The sequence below is a fragment of the Gemmatimonadaceae bacterium genome (assembly GCA_036003045.1).
GTDB lineage: Bacteria > Gemmatimonadota > Gemmatimonadetes > Gemmatimonadales > Gemmatimonadaceae > JAQBQB01.
The window spans coordinates 34,563-48,985 of record DASYSS010000050.1 but is presented as its reverse complement, the minus strand read 5'-3'; the positions used below and the strand labels follow the sequence as shown (position 1 = coordinate 48,985).

16 protein-coding genes and 1 tRNA gene are annotated in these 14,423 nt (G+C 67.8%); all 17 read left to right on the top strand.

Going from position 1 to position 14,423, the window contains the following annotated elements:
* The 17 genes from VGQ44_12975 (at position 1) to VGQ44_12895 (ending at position 14,405) form a co-directional block, all read left to right on the top strand.
* Positions 1-948 (top strand): DUF4388 domain-containing protein, encoded by a 948-nt coding sequence (locus VGQ44_12975; GenBank protein HEV8447734.1) that lies wholly within the window; start codon positions 1-3, stop codon positions 946-948.
* Complete coding sequence (locus VGQ44_12970; protein HEV8447733.1) at positions 941-1,822, top strand: tetratricopeptide repeat protein; 882 nt, start codon at positions 941-943, stop codon at positions 1,820-1,822. The genes VGQ44_12975 and VGQ44_12970 overlap by 8 nt, the downstream gene beginning before the upstream one ends.
* Complete coding sequence (locus VGQ44_12965) at positions 1,819-2,169, top strand: roadblock/LC7 domain-containing protein (protein ID HEV8447732.1); 351 nt, start codon at positions 1,819-1,821, stop codon at positions 2,167-2,169. Before VGQ44_12970 ends, VGQ44_12965 begins: the two co-directional genes overlap by 4 nt.
* The gene (locus VGQ44_12960; GenBank protein ID HEV8447731.1) at positions 2,166-2,681 is read left to right on the top strand and encodes a hypothetical protein; all 516 of its coding nucleotides are present in this window, start codon (positions 2,166-2,168) and stop codon (positions 2,679-2,681) included. The genes VGQ44_12965 and VGQ44_12960 overlap by 4 nt, the downstream gene beginning before the upstream one ends.
* 83 nt (positions 2,682-2,764) lie before the next feature.
* The gene (locus VGQ44_12955; GenBank protein ID HEV8447730.1) at positions 2,765-3,394 is read left to right on the top strand and encodes a GTPase domain-containing protein; all 630 of its coding nucleotides are present in this window, start codon (positions 2,765-2,767) and stop codon (positions 3,392-3,394) included.
* Between the two features lie 9 nt (positions 3,395-3,403).
* On the top strand, positions 3,404-5,326 hold the full coding sequence (locus VGQ44_12950) for a DnaA/Hda family protein (GenBank protein HEV8447729.1): 1,923 nt from the start codon (positions 3,404-3,406) through the stop codon (positions 5,324-5,326).
* 34 nt (positions 5,327-5,360) lie between these two features.
* Positions 5,361-6,980, top strand: a complete 1,620-nt coding sequence (locus VGQ44_12945) for a DUF4388 domain-containing protein (GenBank protein ID HEV8447728.1) — start codon at positions 5,361-5,363, stop codon at positions 6,978-6,980.
* The gene (locus tag VGQ44_12940) at positions 6,980-7,798 is read left to right on the top strand and encodes a protein-glutamate O-methyltransferase CheR (protein HEV8447727.1); all 819 of its coding nucleotides are present in this window, start codon (positions 6,980-6,982) and stop codon (positions 7,796-7,798) included. The genes VGQ44_12945 and VGQ44_12940 overlap by 1 nt, the downstream gene beginning before the upstream one ends.
* Positions 7,795-8,292 (top strand): chemotaxis protein CheD, encoded by a 498-nt coding sequence (locus VGQ44_12935; protein HEV8447726.1) that lies wholly within the window; start codon positions 7,795-7,797, stop codon positions 8,290-8,292. Before VGQ44_12940 ends, VGQ44_12935 begins: the two co-directional genes overlap by 4 nt.
* The gene (locus VGQ44_12930; GenBank protein ID HEV8447725.1) at positions 8,282-9,352 is read left to right on the top strand and encodes a chemotaxis response regulator protein-glutamate methylesterase; all 1,071 of its coding nucleotides are present in this window, start codon (positions 8,282-8,284) and stop codon (positions 9,350-9,352) included. Before VGQ44_12935 ends, VGQ44_12930 begins: the two co-directional genes overlap by 11 nt.
* Positions 9,342-9,842 carry a chemotaxis protein CheW gene (locus VGQ44_12925; GenBank protein HEV8447724.1) on the top strand — a complete coding sequence of 167 codons (501 nt, stop codon included), beginning with the start codon at positions 9,342-9,344 and terminating at the stop codon, positions 9,840-9,842. The genes VGQ44_12930 and VGQ44_12925 overlap by 11 nt, the downstream gene beginning before the upstream one ends.
* Positions 9,839-10,354, top strand: a complete 516-nt coding sequence (locus tag VGQ44_12920) for a chemotaxis protein CheW (GenBank protein ID HEV8447723.1) — start codon at positions 9,839-9,841, stop codon at positions 10,352-10,354. The genes VGQ44_12925 and VGQ44_12920 overlap by 4 nt, the downstream gene beginning before the upstream one ends.
* Positions 10,338-11,201, top strand: a complete 864-nt coding sequence (locus VGQ44_12915; protein HEV8447722.1) for a tetratricopeptide repeat protein — start codon at positions 10,338-10,340, stop codon at positions 11,199-11,201. The genes VGQ44_12920 and VGQ44_12915 overlap by 17 nt, the downstream gene beginning before the upstream one ends.
* Complete coding sequence (locus tag VGQ44_12910; GenBank protein HEV8447721.1) at positions 11,144-12,190, top strand: hypothetical protein; 1,047 nt, start codon at positions 11,144-11,146, stop codon at positions 12,188-12,190. The genes VGQ44_12915 and VGQ44_12910 overlap by 58 nt, the downstream gene beginning before the upstream one ends.
* Positions 12,191-12,319: 129 nt before the next feature.
* Complete coding sequence (locus VGQ44_12905; GenBank protein ID HEV8447720.1) at positions 12,320-12,451, top strand: hypothetical protein; 132 nt, start codon at positions 12,320-12,322, stop codon at positions 12,449-12,451.
* A gap of 17 nt (positions 12,452-12,468) precedes the next feature.
* Positions 12,469-12,542: transfer RNA gene (locus VGQ44_12900), tRNA-Val, on the top strand.
* Between the two features lie 84 nt (positions 12,543-12,626).
* Positions 12,627-14,405 (top strand): hypothetical protein, encoded by a 1,779-nt coding sequence (locus VGQ44_12895; GenBank protein ID HEV8447719.1) that lies wholly within the window; start codon positions 12,627-12,629, stop codon positions 14,403-14,405.
* Positions 14,406-14,423 lie beyond the last annotated feature (18 nt).

The following is a 14,423-nucleotide window of genomic DNA, read 5'->3' as shown; positions in this document are numbered from 1 at the left end:
ATGGCGATCGAAGGCCCACTTCGCGAGCTCGGCATCCACGACGTCTTCCAGCTGCTCGACTTGAGCCGGAAGACGGGGATGCTCTGCGTGTCGTCGAAGCTGCGCGAGGACGAAGGCGTCGTGCACTTCGACGACGGGCGCGTCGTGCACGCGTCGATCCGCAGCAAGAGCGTGCCGATCGAGCTCGTGCTCCTGGAAGCGGGACGGATCACGCAGGCCGACCTCGACCACGCGCACAGCGCCGGCGGCGACGCGCGGGGCGGCGACCTCACCATCGTCGACTCACTCGTGCGCGTCGGCGCGATCACACAGCGCGAGCTGGAGCGACAACTCCGCTTGCAGATCGAGAGCGTGGTGTTCGAGCTCATGTCGTGGCGCGAAGGCTTCTTCTCCTTCGAGGAGCGGGCGCGGAAAGCGTTGCCCCACGACACGCGCATCGCCGTGTCGACCGAATCGCTGTTGATGGAAGGGGCGCGGCGCATCGACGAGTGGTCGCGCATCGCCGACGTCGTGCCGAGCGTCGACGTCGTCCCCGAGCTGGCGCCGGTGGCCGACGACCGGGCGGGCGACGGCGCGGGCGGACCAACGCTCGATCTGCTGCCACACGAGTGGCAGGTCCTCACGATGATCGACGGCGATCGCGACCTGCGGGCGATCGCCGCGCTGCTCGGCCGCGACGAATTCGAGACTGCCAAGATCGCGTACGGACTGGCGACGACCGGCGTCGTGGCGATCCGGCGTGCACCGGAGCCGTCGCCCATGCCGGCGCCGCCCGATACGTTGGACTTCTTGCCGACCGGCGTCGCCGCGCAGGTGAGCGCGGCGCGCGCGGCGGTCGAGCAACTGCTGCGGCGCGCGCCGACGGGCGTGGTTGCGCCCGAGGCTCGCGACGCAGTCGAGGCGCTCGCGCGGCTCGAACGTGTGCTTGCGGTGAACGTCAATGGCTGACGACGTCCGCCGTTGGAGCGAAGAGCTCGCGCGCGAGCCGGGGAGCCTCGTGTTCCTCCAACTCGGTGACGCGCTGCGCCGGCAGCAGCAGCTCGATTTGGCGCACAAGGTGGCGCTCCGCGGTCTCGAGCGGCATCCGCACAATGCCGACGCGCACGACCTTCTCGCGCGGATCGCCGTGGACCGTCGCGACTTCGCTCGCGCGCGGGACGAATGGAACGCGGTTCTGCGTCTCGTGCCCGGCCACCCCGGCGCGCTCAAAGGGCTCGGCTATCTGAGCTTCCAGCAGGGGCGCGTGGACGACGCCGAGCGCTATCTCACGGATGCGGCGGCGACCGACGGGACCTCCGTCGCGAGCGCGCTGCGCGCGGTCCGCCATGCCTCGGGCAGCTACGCGGCGATCGCCGTCAACGCGGCCGCGAACCCGGCCGCGAACCCGGCCGCGAACCCGGCCGCGTACGTGCCGCCGGAGCGCACGAACGATTCACGCCGGTTGTTCGCGACGCTGCTCGTGGACGACGGACAGACTGCGCTTCTGCTCGACGCGAATGGACTGGTGCTTGCCGGCGTGTACATCGACGCGCAGGGCGCCGACGTGTCGCAGGACGTGGGGGCGCAGCTCAGCGGCATCTCGGACGAGGTGCGCCGATCGACGAAATACCTCGACGTCGGCGAGTGGCGCTCGATCACGTTCGAGACTCGCGGAACGGTCGTCGCCATGTCGCCGAGCGAGGACGGCGGGCTGCTGGTCGTCGCGGCGTCGAAGGTCACCCCGCTGGGCCTTCTCCGGCGCCTGCTGGATCGGTGTTCGGTCCGCGCGTCGGCGTGGTTGCGGAAGGGTGCGGCGGACGGGGACGGGAAGGTGACCCAATGAGCGCGTCGCTCCGCCCCGTCCTCGAAACCCTCACACGCCAGCGTGGCGTGCGGGCGAGCTTGATCGTCTCGGAAAAAGACGGTCTCGTGATCGATTCCAGTCTCCGGTTCGGCCAGGATGGCGAGCGCGTAGCGGCGCTCGCCGCATCCGTGTATCGCAAGGCGCGTTTGTCGGCGAAAGCCGCCCAGCTGGGGGCGGTGACGTTCTTGCAGCTCGACGCGGAACGGGGCCGCATTTGCGTCGCCGGCGCGGGGACCGACCTCGTGATCGTGACGGTGGCCGACCCCGCGGCGAACGTGGGGCTGATTCGGATGGAACTGTTCAAGGCCCTGGAGCTGATCGCATGAAAATCGCCGCCGTCGAGCCGTGGGTCGAAGCGCCGCTCAGGCGCTTCGTCGACGACGCGCGCGCGCGGCTCGCGCTGCTGCTCCATCCCACGGGGCAGGTGCTGGCGCAGGCCGGCTTCACGCGCGAAGTGGACGTGATGACGGCGTGCGCGCTGGCGTCGGCGGTCCACGCGACGGCGGGAGAGCTGGGGCGCCAGGTCGACGGTCGCGCGTTCGGCGGCCTGCACTTCGGCGGCCAGGAGAAGCAGATGTATCTGGCGCCGCTCGAGACGTCGCGCGGTTCGTACATCTGCTTCACGGTCTTCGGCGAGGACACGTCGCTTGGCCTGATCCGGATCTACTTCGAGGAGCTCGTCCGGGAGCTGGCGGCGGCGTCGCTGGAGGCGCCGCCCGCGCCCACGGCGGCCCTGGCCGGCGGCTTCGAGGCCGAGCTCAATCGCAATCTCGCCGCGCTGTTCCGCCCGCGCGATCGCTGGGAGGGACGAGGCGGCCAGCCGCCGGGTGGCCGGTGATCAGAAAATGAGAATGCTCAATCGCCAACTAAAGAAACTTCGTGAATTGTTGAGACAATAAATACACCAACTAATATTTACTGATGTCCCTCGTCAACTACGCCACCAGAGAGATTACGTGCAAGATCGTCTATTACGGACCCGGGCGGTCCGGAAAAACGACGAATCTGCACTACATCTATGAGCAGGTCCCCGCGGACCGGCGGGGGAAGATGGTGTCGTTGGCGACGCAAACCGACCGCACGCTGTTCTTCGATTTCCTCCCGCTCGACCTCGGCACCATCTCCGGCTTCACCACCCGCTTTCAGCTCTACACCGTCCCCGGACAGGTCTACTATCAGACCACGCGCAAGCTCGTCCTCCAAGGCGCCGACGGCGTCGTTTTCGTCGCCGACAGCCAGGCGCGCCAGCTCGACGAGAACATCGAGAGCTTTCAGGACCTCCACGCCAACCTCGGCGACCAGGGCGTGGACGCTCGCGCCGTGCCGCTCGTGATCCAGTACAACAAGCAGGACCTGCCGAGCGAGTTGATCCTCGAGGCCGGCACGTTGTCCGACGCGCTCAATTTTCGCGGCGTCCCCGAATTCTCCGCCGACGCGCTCCACGGCCCGGGCGTCTTCGAGACGCTGCGCTCCATCTCCGAGCTCGTCCTCAAACGTCTCAGCGCCGGGTCGCCGACGGCCACCGCGCGCGTGACGGCGCGCGCCGGGTAACGGGCGACCATGCAGCTCGACTCGAAGCTCCGCTTCGACAACTTCATCGTCGGCTCGTCGAATCGACTGGCCGTCGCGGCCGCGCACGCGGTGGCCGAGGCGCCCGGTACGGCGTACAACCCGCTTTTCGTCTACAGCGGGTCGGGACTCGGCAAGACGCATCTCATGAGCGCGATCGGCCACCATGTCGCGCAACGGCGGCCGTCGCTCACCGTTGCCGCCGTGACGCTCGACGAGTTCGTCGGTGAGCTGCACGCGGCGATCGCCGACGGCGCGGTCGACGCGTTCAAGTCGCGCTACCTCGGCATCGGCGTCCTGCTGATCGACGACATCCAGTTCCTCACGTCGCGCAAAGAGACGCAGAGCGAGCTGCTGCGAATCTTCAACGCGCTGCAAGGCGACGGCCGGCAAATCGTCATGACGAGCGACCGGCCCCCGGCGGAGATCGCCGACGTGGACGAGCGTCTCATCACGCGGCTCGCCGGCGGGTTGATCGTCGACATCGGCGCGCCGGATTTCGAGACGCGCATGGCGATTCTCAAAGCGAAGTGCGAAGAGCGCGGCGTGCGCTTCCGCGCCGGTGTGATCGACGAAGTCGGCCGCCTGGAATTCGACAACATCCGCGAGCTGCAAGGCGCGCTCAACCGCCTGATCGCATTCCAGGCGCTCGGCGGCGAACCGGTGTCCGTCGACAACGTGATGACGGTGCTGGGCGATCTCGCCGAACGGCGACGGCGCTCGACGCCGCCGCGGCCGAGCGGCGAGTTCGCCAGCTTTCTCACGGACATCGCGTCGGCGGTCGCGCAGCACGTCGAGCAATGGCGGCAGCGCGTTTCCGAGGCGATCGGATACTGGTCGAGCGAGGGCTATCGCACCGCGAGCCTCGAGCGCGCACTCCAGGAAAGCGCGCCGGCGAACGGCGTCGAGTCCTTTCTCCGCGAATTCGAGGGCCGCGTCGCGCGGCTGCGCGAGCTGGAGCGACTGACCGCGCGCGCCGACGCGTCGATGGCGATCCATCCGGCGTTCCGCGACCCGGCCCGTCTCGACGAGGCGGAGCAGGTGCTCGAGCGGGCGCTTCGCGTGGCGTCGCCGCCGCCGGGGCCGTCGTCCGCGTTCACGCGTTCCGGCTTCGAGGTCGGCGGGAGCAACCAGATGGCGGTGCGCGCCGCGGACGCCGTCGTCGGCGCGCCGGGGGCGCGCTACAACCCGCTGTTCGTCCACGGTCCGAGCGGCGTCGGGAAGACGCATCTGCTGAACGCGATCGGTCACGGGCTGCTCCCGACGACGGCGGGTCGCGGATCGATCGCGTGCGTGCCGGCGCAACTCTTCGTCGACGAGTTGATCGCGGCCTTGCAGGAAGGGACGGTCGATCGCTGGCGCGCCCGCTACAGCGCCGCGTCGGCGTTGCTGTTGGACGACGTGCAGTTCGTCGCCGGGAAAGAGCGCACGCAGGAAGAGCTCTTCCACGTTTTCAATTCGCTGTACGCCGAGGGCAAGCAACTCGTGCTGGCGAGCGACCGGCCGCCGCGCGAGTTGTCGGGGCTCGAGGACCGCTTGCGTTCGCGATTCGAGGGCGGGCTCGTCGTCCCGATGCAGGCGCCCGATCGTTCACTCCGGGAACGTCTCTACGCCCGCTACCTCCGCGATCTCGGCGTCGAACCGAACGCGGAGATGATCGGCTATCTCGCCGAGCGCGCGGTGTCGAGCGTACGCGAGATCATCGGCATCGCCAATCGCATCGTGGCGTCGGCCGAAGTCGCCGCGGTGCCCGTGACGATCGGCTTCATCCGCGCCTCGCTCGAACCCGACGAGACGGAGCCGGCGCGCGCCGCGGCGCTCAAGGCGGCGAGCGATCCGTTCTTCCTCGACCGCGAGAAGGTGATCTGGCAGTGGCCGGATCCCGCGGCCCGATTGATCGAGGAGGCGCCATGACGCGACCTCTCTCGACGGGGCACGGGGGCGGCTGATGGCGATCCGCGGAAACCTCAAGGAGGCGAGCCTCCCGGACGTGCTGCAGCTCCTGGCGATGGGCAAGAAGACCGGGTGCCTCAGCATCACGCACCGCACGAGCTTCGGCTACATCTACTTCGACAAGGGGCGAATCTGCTACGCCTCGGTCGTCAATCGGCGCGACCGTCTGGGCGACATGCTCGTCAAGACCGGCGTCGTGTCGCAGGTGCAGCTCGACTTCGCGCTCGACGCGCAGGCGAAGCGCTCCGATACGCCGCTCGGCCGCCTGCTCGTGGAACAGGGCGCCGTGAGCGCCGACCAGCTGCGCGAGGCGGTGGACGTGCAGATTCGCGAGGCCGTGTATTTCCTTTTCACGTGGCACCACGGCACGTTCAACTTCGAGGCCGACGTCGCGCCCGAGGGTCAGGACCAGCTCGTGTCGATCAACCCCGAGTCGCTGCTCCTCGAGGGCGCCCGCCGCGTGGACGAGTGGAGCCTCGTCGAAAAGAAGATTCCGAGCTTCGACCTGATCTTCGAAGCGGATCGCAACCGCATTCTGAAGAGCGACGCCGAGCTCACGGACGAGCAGACGTGCGTGCTCGAGCAGGTCGACGGCATGCGCGACGTGCAGCAAATCATCGACGCGACGGGGCTCGTCGAATTCGAGGTCGGCAAGGCGCTGCTCGGGCTGCTCAACGCGGGCTTCATCCATCGCATCGGCAAGACGGCGCCGGCTCCCGCCGCGGCCCCGTACGGCCGAGCGGAGGAGCACCGCAACCTCGGCGTCGCGTTCTTCAAGACGGGAATGTTCGACGAGTCGCTGCGCGAGTTTCGCCGCGTCGTCGAGCTTCGCGCGGGAGATAGCGGGGCACGTTATTACATCGGGCTCGTGCTCGCGCGGCAAGCGAAATGGGAAGAGGCGTCGGCGGCGCTGAGGGAGTGCACGACGGTGCCGGGCGCGAAGCCCGCCGTGTTCCACAACCTGGCGTTCGTGCTCGAGCAGCAGCACCGCTACGACGAGGCGCGCACCGCGTTGAATACGGCGATCGAACGGGGCGCGGCCAAGGATCCGCGCGTGCAGACGTCGCTTGGCGTCGTGTGCCTTCTCACGGGAGATCTCGGCACGGCCGACCAAGTCCTGACCGCCGCGCGAGCGTTGTTCGGCGCCAAGCCGCCGACGCCGGCGTGGTTCCATTTCGCGGCGCTCGCCGCGGCGCTCGTCGGCGACAGCAAGCGCGCGGCGTCGGTCCTCGCCGACGGCGTGTCGGCGTACCCGCACGCCGCGACACTCCACAACAACCTCGCGGCGGTCAAGGAACGGCTCGGCGACTACGACGGGGCGTACGCCGCCGCCGAGCGCGGGCTGCACGAGGACGCCGGCGTCGCGCACGTGCACAAGAACATCGGCGACCTGCGCTATCGCGCCGGACGTTATGACGAGGCGCTCGAGGCGTACTCGCGCGCGACGCGCGCCAATCCGGAAATCGGGCCGGACACCTACCTCAAGCTCGGGAACATTCGCCTGCGGCGAATGGAGCGCGAGGAGGCGTTGCGCTGTTGGGAGCGAGCCCTCGAGCTCGACCCGGACAACGCGATCGTTCGATCGAACCTCGAATCCGTGCGGCAGGCGTACTGATGGTCGACCGGGCCCTCGGCGACTTTCTCGCCCTGACGCGCAAGATCTCCGACGAACGGGGATTCGGCTGCGCGAGCTACAAGGAAAAGTGTCTGCAGCGGCGCATCGCGGTGCGGATGCGCGCTCGCGGCGTGCATACCTACAGCGAGTACTCGCGCGTGCTGGACGACGACGCGTCGGAGTACGACCGCCTGCTCGACGCCCTCACGATCAACGTCACGAAGCTGTTCCGAAACTGGGATGCGTATCGCGCGGTCTCGACGCACGTGGTGCCCGCGCTCTGGTCGGCGCCGCTGTCGACGATTCGCGTTTGGAGCGCCGGTTGCTCTTCAGGACACGAGCCCTATTCGCTCGCCGTGCTCTTTCATCGGCATGCCGACGAGCAACAAGCGCTCTCGCGGCTGTCACGCGTCGACGTGGTGGGAACCGACATCGACCGTCGCTCGCTGACGGCCGCGCGGCACGGCCAGTTCTCCGAACCAGACTTCGCCGACACGCCGGCCGATCTTCGAGCGCGCTATTTCTCGTCGAGCGCGCCGTTCACTCTCTCGCCGTCGGTCCGCGGCATGGTGCGGTTCGAGAAACGCGACCTCCTCACCGACGGCCCGCCGGCGGGCGGCCCCTTTCACCTGATCGCCTGCCGCAACGTGCTGATCTACTTCGACCGCGACACGCAAACGCGGCTGTTCGAAATGTTCCACGACGCGCTCGCGCCGGGCGGCTTCCTGCTGCTCGGCAAAGTCGAAACCGTGCTCGGGCCGGCGCGCGCCAGGTTGGTCGCCGTCGACGCGCGCGAACGCATCTTCCGCCGCAAATGATCGCCGATTCCTACGAGCTGCGGGTGAAGGTCGCCGACTACGCGGTGGCCGCCGACGGCCTGATCACGACCGTCGGGTTGGGCTCGTGCGTCGCCATCGCGCTCTACGACTCGGTGGCGCGCGTCGGCGGGCTCGCGCACGTCCTGCTGCCCGACCAGGCCATGTCCCGCGACCGGTCGAACCCGGCGAAGTTCCCGGCCACGGCCGTTCCGCTCCTGGTCGAGCACATGCAGAAGCTCGGCGCCATGCCGATTCGCATCCGCGCGAAGATCGCCGGCGGCGCCAGCATGTTCAGCAATTTCTCATCGGCCGGCGGGGGGGGGATCAACATCGGCGAGCGGAATGTCGCCGCCGTGCGCGAGGCGCTCGCGTCGCGCCGCATCGAGATCGTCGGCGAAGACGTGGGAAGCGACCACGGTCGCAGCGTCTACTTCCACCTCGCCGACGGCCGACTCGAGGTGCGGTCGGTGCGAAAGGGGTCGCGTGTCCTTTAAGCGCCGCGTCCTCGTCGTCGACGACAGCGCCTTCATGCGGCGGCTGATCTCGCAGATCCTCGAGGAATCGGGGGAATTCGAGGTCGCCGGCGTCGCGCGCGACGGCAACGAAGCGTTGTCGCTCGTGCACGCGCTCAATCCGGACATCATCACGCTCGACGTGGACATGCCGGAGCTCGACGGGCTCGGCGCGCTCGGCTACATCATGAGCGAAGCGCCGCGTCCTGTCGTGATGCTGAGCGCCGGAACGACCAAGGGCGGGCAAGCCGCGACGCTCCGCGCTCTCGAGCTCGGAGCGGTGGATTTCGTGCTCAAGCCCTCCGGCGCGATCAGCCTCGATCTCGCGACGATCGCGCCCCGGTTGCTCGACGCGCTCCGCGCCGCCGCCGCCGCGAACCCCGTCGGATTGCGCCAGCTCCAGCGGCGCACGCCGATCTTCGTGGAGCGCGTCGCGCCGGCCGGCCCGCCGGCGTCGAGCGCGGTGGTGATCGCGGCCTCCACGGGAGGACCGCGCGCACTCGCCGCCATCGTGCCCCATCTGCCGCGGGCGATTCCGGCGGCGGTGCTCATCGTGCAGCACATGCCGCGCGGATTCACGAAGAGCTTCGCGCAGCGGCTCGACTCGATGTGTCCGATCCGTATCGCCGAGGCCGAGGAAGGGGAGTCGGTCGTGCATGGGCGTGTGTACGTCGCGCCGGGCGGACAGCACATGACCGTCCGCGACGACGGCGCGGGTCCCATCATCGCCCTCGACGAGAGGCCCGCCGTCTGGGGTGTGCGCCCCGCGGCGGATCTGCTCTTTCACTCGGCCGTGCAAGTGTTCGGATCCTCGGTGCTGGCCGTGGTGCTCACCGGCATGGGGCGCGACTCCGCCGACGGAACTCGCGCCATTCGCGCCGCGGGCGGCCGGGCCGTGATTCAGGATCGCGAGACCGCGACGATCTTCGGGATGCCGGGTGCCGCGCTGCAGCTCGCGGGGGCCGATTGCATCGCGCCGCTGCCGGAAATCGGGCGGGTCATCGGCCGCATGGTGATGGAGGAGGTCGGCCATGTTCCGTGACGGCGTGGCGCGAGTTCTCGTCTTCCGGGTTGGCAGTGAACGCTTCGCCGTCTCGCTGCCGGCAGTCGCCGAAGTCATCGAGTCCCCGGAGCTCCAACGAATGCCCGACGCGCCGGAACACGTTCGCGGCGTCGCGACGCTGCGCGGAGAGTTGCTCTCGGTCTACGACCCGCTCGCACTTTTGGGCGTGTCGGGGGCAGGGAATCGCGCGCCCTCCGATGTCGCGCCGGATTCGAGCGCCGAGTCGACGGCGGGTGCGACGCTCGTCTTCAATCCCGGCGGCGGCCACTGCGTCGGCCTGGCCGTTGACGACGTGTACGACGCCATCACGATCGGCGAGTCCGAGCTGCGCGGCGTGCCCGGGAGCGACGGCTCCGACGGCGCGCTCATGGGCCTGGTGCTGCGCGGGTCGGAGTTGATCGGGGTGCTGGACGTGCGCGCGTTGCTCGACGGTGTGCTGGCGACGACGCCAGGAGAAGAGACCACATGAAGACCAGCGGAACCGCATTTGGCGCGGCCGGCGGAGTGAAGCTCGTGATCTTCCAGCTCGGCGTCGACCTTTTCGCCGCCGACGTGTTGGCGGTGGATCGCGTTCTGCGCTATTCGCCGCCGAACAGTGTGCCTGACGTCCCGAAGTGGGTCGAGGGCGTCACCGAACATCGCGGCGAAGTGATCCCGGTGATCGACCTGCGCCGCCGCATCGAACTGGCCGAAGCCACGATCACGCCGGAGACGCGCACGCTCGTGCTGAACACGAGCAACGGGCGCGTCGGGGCGATCGTGGACGCCGTGCTCGAGGTGGCGGTCGTACCGGCGGAGTCGATGTCGCCGCCGCCGGCGCTCCTCAAGGGAGTGGCGACCGACGTCGTGCGCGCCGTCACGAAGGTGCGCGACCAACTCGTTGTCGTGCTCGACGTGGATCGCGTGATGTGGAACGCCGACCGCATCGTTGTCGAACACGCGTCGCAGGACTGGGGCGTGGGGGATGCCGCGGTTGACTGAAGCGGTGATGGATGGGCTGCGCGCGCGACGCGCGCTGCTCGACGCGCGACTCGAGGAACCGGACGCCGGCGCGAAGCTCGATGCGCTCAAGGCGGACATCGGCGCGTTGTTCAAGACCATCGACCAGGAGTACCGCGAGCTCGGCGCGCTCCGCGACGAGGTCCTGGCGCTGGTCGAGAAATGGAAGGGCGTGCGCGCGAACACCGCCGCCGTGGCTCCGCATCTCGACGGCGCCAAGCCGGCCGCCGTGCACAGCGACCATCTCGGCGCGTCGACGTTCATCGAGAAGGGATGGCACAAGATCTCGGCCGGCGAGTACGCCGAGGCGGATACGATGCTCACGAAGGCGCTCGAGCTGTCGCCGGGAGATCCCCAGGCCGAGTCCCTCCTCGGCTGGTCGCTGATGCTCCAGGACCGGTACGACGACGCGCTCGTCAGCTTCCAGCGCGTTCTGGTTCGGGAGCCGATTAACGCGTTGGCGCGGGTGAACCTCGGCTACATCTGCCTCAAGAAGCGTATCTTTGGAGAGGCGATCGAACATCTCTCGAGGGCGATCCGGCTCGACAACGACAAGAAGGCGACGCTGTACGCGCACTTCTATCTGGGCCTGGTCTATCTCGAGCGGGAGATGTTCGAGGACGCGCAGACGTTCTTCCAGAAGACGCTGATTCTGGGACCGAACCTCATCGAGGCGTACTTCGAGCTCGGGCGCGCGTATTGGTTCAACTCGCAGCGTGACAAGGCGACGTCGACGTGGCAGGCCGGATTTGCGGCGAACAAGTTCAATCCATGGGGAAAGCGCTGCGTCGAGGCCATCGAGACGGTGGCCGCCGGCGGCGTGCCCTGACTGTTCGCCGCGCGCTCGCGCTCGCCGCGTTCGCGCTTTCAGGGATTCTCCCGACGCGTAGTGCCGGCGCGCAGGACGCGCCGCTCCGCCTCGATCGAGCGCGATTCACCGCGCTGTTCTATCCGAGCGAGCAGACGCTCGCGCAGTCGCTGATCGCGCTCGCCATCGCGCACGACACGTTTCCCGGTCTCCCGCGGCCGACGCAACATGTGCTTCTGGCGATCGCGCCGGACCGGCGCCGGTTTCGCGAGTGGGTGGGGCCCCACGCGCCGGAGTGGGGAGCCGCGGTCGCGTTCCCCGACTCGCGCCGCATCGTGATGCAGGGACGCGGGGCCGGCGCCGACGCGGGCGATCCGCGAGAGGTGTTTCGCCACGAGCTCGCACACCTGGCCCTCCACGAGTATCTGGGCGACCTCTCGCCACGCTGGTTCGACGAGGGGTACGCGAGCTATTCCGCGCGCGAGACCGGCCGCGCCGACGCGCTGGCGGCGAACCTCGCGCTGGTCATCAAGGGAACGCCGAGCTTCGATGAGCTCGACAGCGAGTTCTTCGAGGGAGCGACGACGGCGCAGACGGCGTACGCGCTGGCGTACGGCGCGGTGGATCAACTGGCGTCGCTCGACACGGCGCACGGCCTCTCGAGATTTTTCGCGACGTGGAAGCAAGAGGCGTCGATGGAACGTGCGGTCCGTTTGACGTACGGCATGACAATGGCAGAGTTCGAGCAGCGCTGGCAGCAACAGACGCGGCGCCGATACGGTGGTCTCGCGTTGGTCGGCGACGTGACGCTCGCGGGCCTGTTGTTGCTCGTGATCATCGTCCCGCTCTACGTGTTGAGGGCGCAGCGCGACCGTCGTCGCATGGCGGCTCTCGTGGAGGCTGACCGGGTGGCGGAAGTGGCGGCGCGCGAGAGCGCGATCGAGGCTCTCTTGCGCGGGGACGAGCCGCCGGAATCTGGGAGCGATCGGACGGAATCGACGCCGTCTTAACCTGTCCGTAATGTTGTGGTCATCATCGCGTAACTTCGCGTCAGGACTTTGCTTGACACCCCTCTCGTGGTGGTCTACACTACACGCCCTATGGTGGAGATCGGAACGGAAACACGTACACGACGCTGGATGTGGTGGGGACTCGCGGCGCTGGTAATCCTCGCGGGTTTTGCCGATCTGGCGCGCGGCGGTGATACCATCGCCCCGATCCTGCTGGCGGTCGGGTACTGCGTGCTCGTTCCAATCGCCATCTTGAAGTAACTGAAGGCGTATTGGGCGGGCGAATAGCTCAGTTGGTTAGAGCACCTGCCTTACACGCAGGGGGTCGGGGGTTCGAGTCCCTCTTCGCCCATTTTGCTAGTGGGACGCCTGCGATGACGAACCGGGACGAGCGACGCGGGGTATCTTGGATCAACGTTTGGGAGGAAAGGGACTGATGTCATTGCGACGCCATGCGGCATCGGCCGCGAGCCTGTTGGCGATTCTCGTTGCGGCGCCGGTGCTGGCGCAACCGCGCCCAGGGGCGCAGCCCGCGCAGCGGGGCGGCATCCCGAAACAAGACACGCCGTACATTCTGATTCCGGTCCTGCAAAGCACCGACCGTGTGCTCGGAGTGACGGCGGCGGATGAAATCCGCTCCCGCTTCCAAAGCGAGCACTCCGCCCAAGAGCTCTTCGTCATCACGAAGACCAACATCAACAACACGCTCGAGGCGTCGGGCTACAAGCCGGACTCCGCGCTCAATTCCGCCGACGTGATGGAGCTGGCCAAGCAGCTTCGCGGCGAGTACGTGCTCGAGGGTAAGGTCAACAAAACGGGCACCGGCAACGCCGTCCACCTCGAAACGCGGCTTCTCACCAAGTCAGGCCAGCAGACGCTGGCGCAGCCGCTTCCCGCGATCGACGCCAAGGACGTCGGCGATGCGGCGAAGCAGGTCGAGCACGTGGTGAGCGAAGCTCTCAAGGGAGCTCCCGCCTACAAGCTGTGCCGAAACGACTATATGGCGCAGAAGTACGATGCCGCGATCAAGGACGCACAGGCGTCGATCGCGGCGTATCCGAATTCGACGCTCGCTCGCACGTGCCTGCTGATGGTGTATAGCCAGCAAAAGCCGGCGCCCGACGAAGTCATCTCGGTGTCCGAAGCGATTCTGAAGAACGACCCGGGCAGCCTTCTCGCCCTCGGAAACGCCGCGGACGCGTACATGGCGAAGGGCGACACGACGAAGGGCATCGAGTACACGATGAAGATGTGGAAGGCGGATCCGACCAACCAGACGATCGCGAAATCGATCATCCAGGTGCTCGCCACGTCGGGCTCGCCCGAGGTCGCGGTGCCGATCATCGACACGATGTTGGTCCAGACGCCGGGCGACCCGGAGATGCTCGCCACGAAGTGGAAGATTCTCCTCAAGGCCGCGCGCGCGGGCAACCCGAAGCTGTGGAAGCCGGCGATCACGGCAGGCGAAGAGCTCGTGAAGGCCGACTCCATGGCGGCGAATCTCGACTATTTCCAGCGTCAGATCGGCGCCGCGCAGAGCGACAACGACGTGGCCAAGACGCAGGAGATCGCCGCCAAGGCCGCACAGAAATTCCCGAAGGAGCTCAGCTTCCAGCTGCTCCTCGCGCAGATGTACCTGAAAGCCGGACAGTCGCAACAGGCGATGGCGGCGTCGCGCCGCGCGATGGACGTCGACCCGAAGAACACGACCGCCGCGCTGTTGGCGATGACGGCCGCGAACAACATGAACCAGCCCGATACCGCGATGGCCATCGCCCAGAAAGCGATCGCGAGCGGGGCGAGCAAGGACTCGCTCGGTCAGATGCTGCTCAGCAACGCCATCCCGGCGTTCCAGAAGGCGCAGACCTCGAAGGAGCGAGTCGACTGGGAAGCTTCGTTGAAGGCGGCTCAGACAGTCGACGGCGTCGCGCCGTCGCCGCAGAGCAAGTTCTTCATCGCCGTGTCATCGTTCAGTATCGCGGCCGACGCGCTCACCAACGCGCAGAAGATTCAGAGCAAGCCGAAGGCGACCAAGGAAGAAAAGGCTCAGGCCTGCGAGGAGGTGAAGGTCGCGGAGGACAACTTCACGACCGCGCAGATCGCCATGCCCGCCGGCGCCTCGGTCGACAAGGGCGCTGCCGGACAAATCATGCAGGGCATTCAGACCTACAGCGGCTACGTCCCGCAGTTCAAGAAAGCGCTCGCCTGCAAGTAGCCAAGCGACGCAAACAGC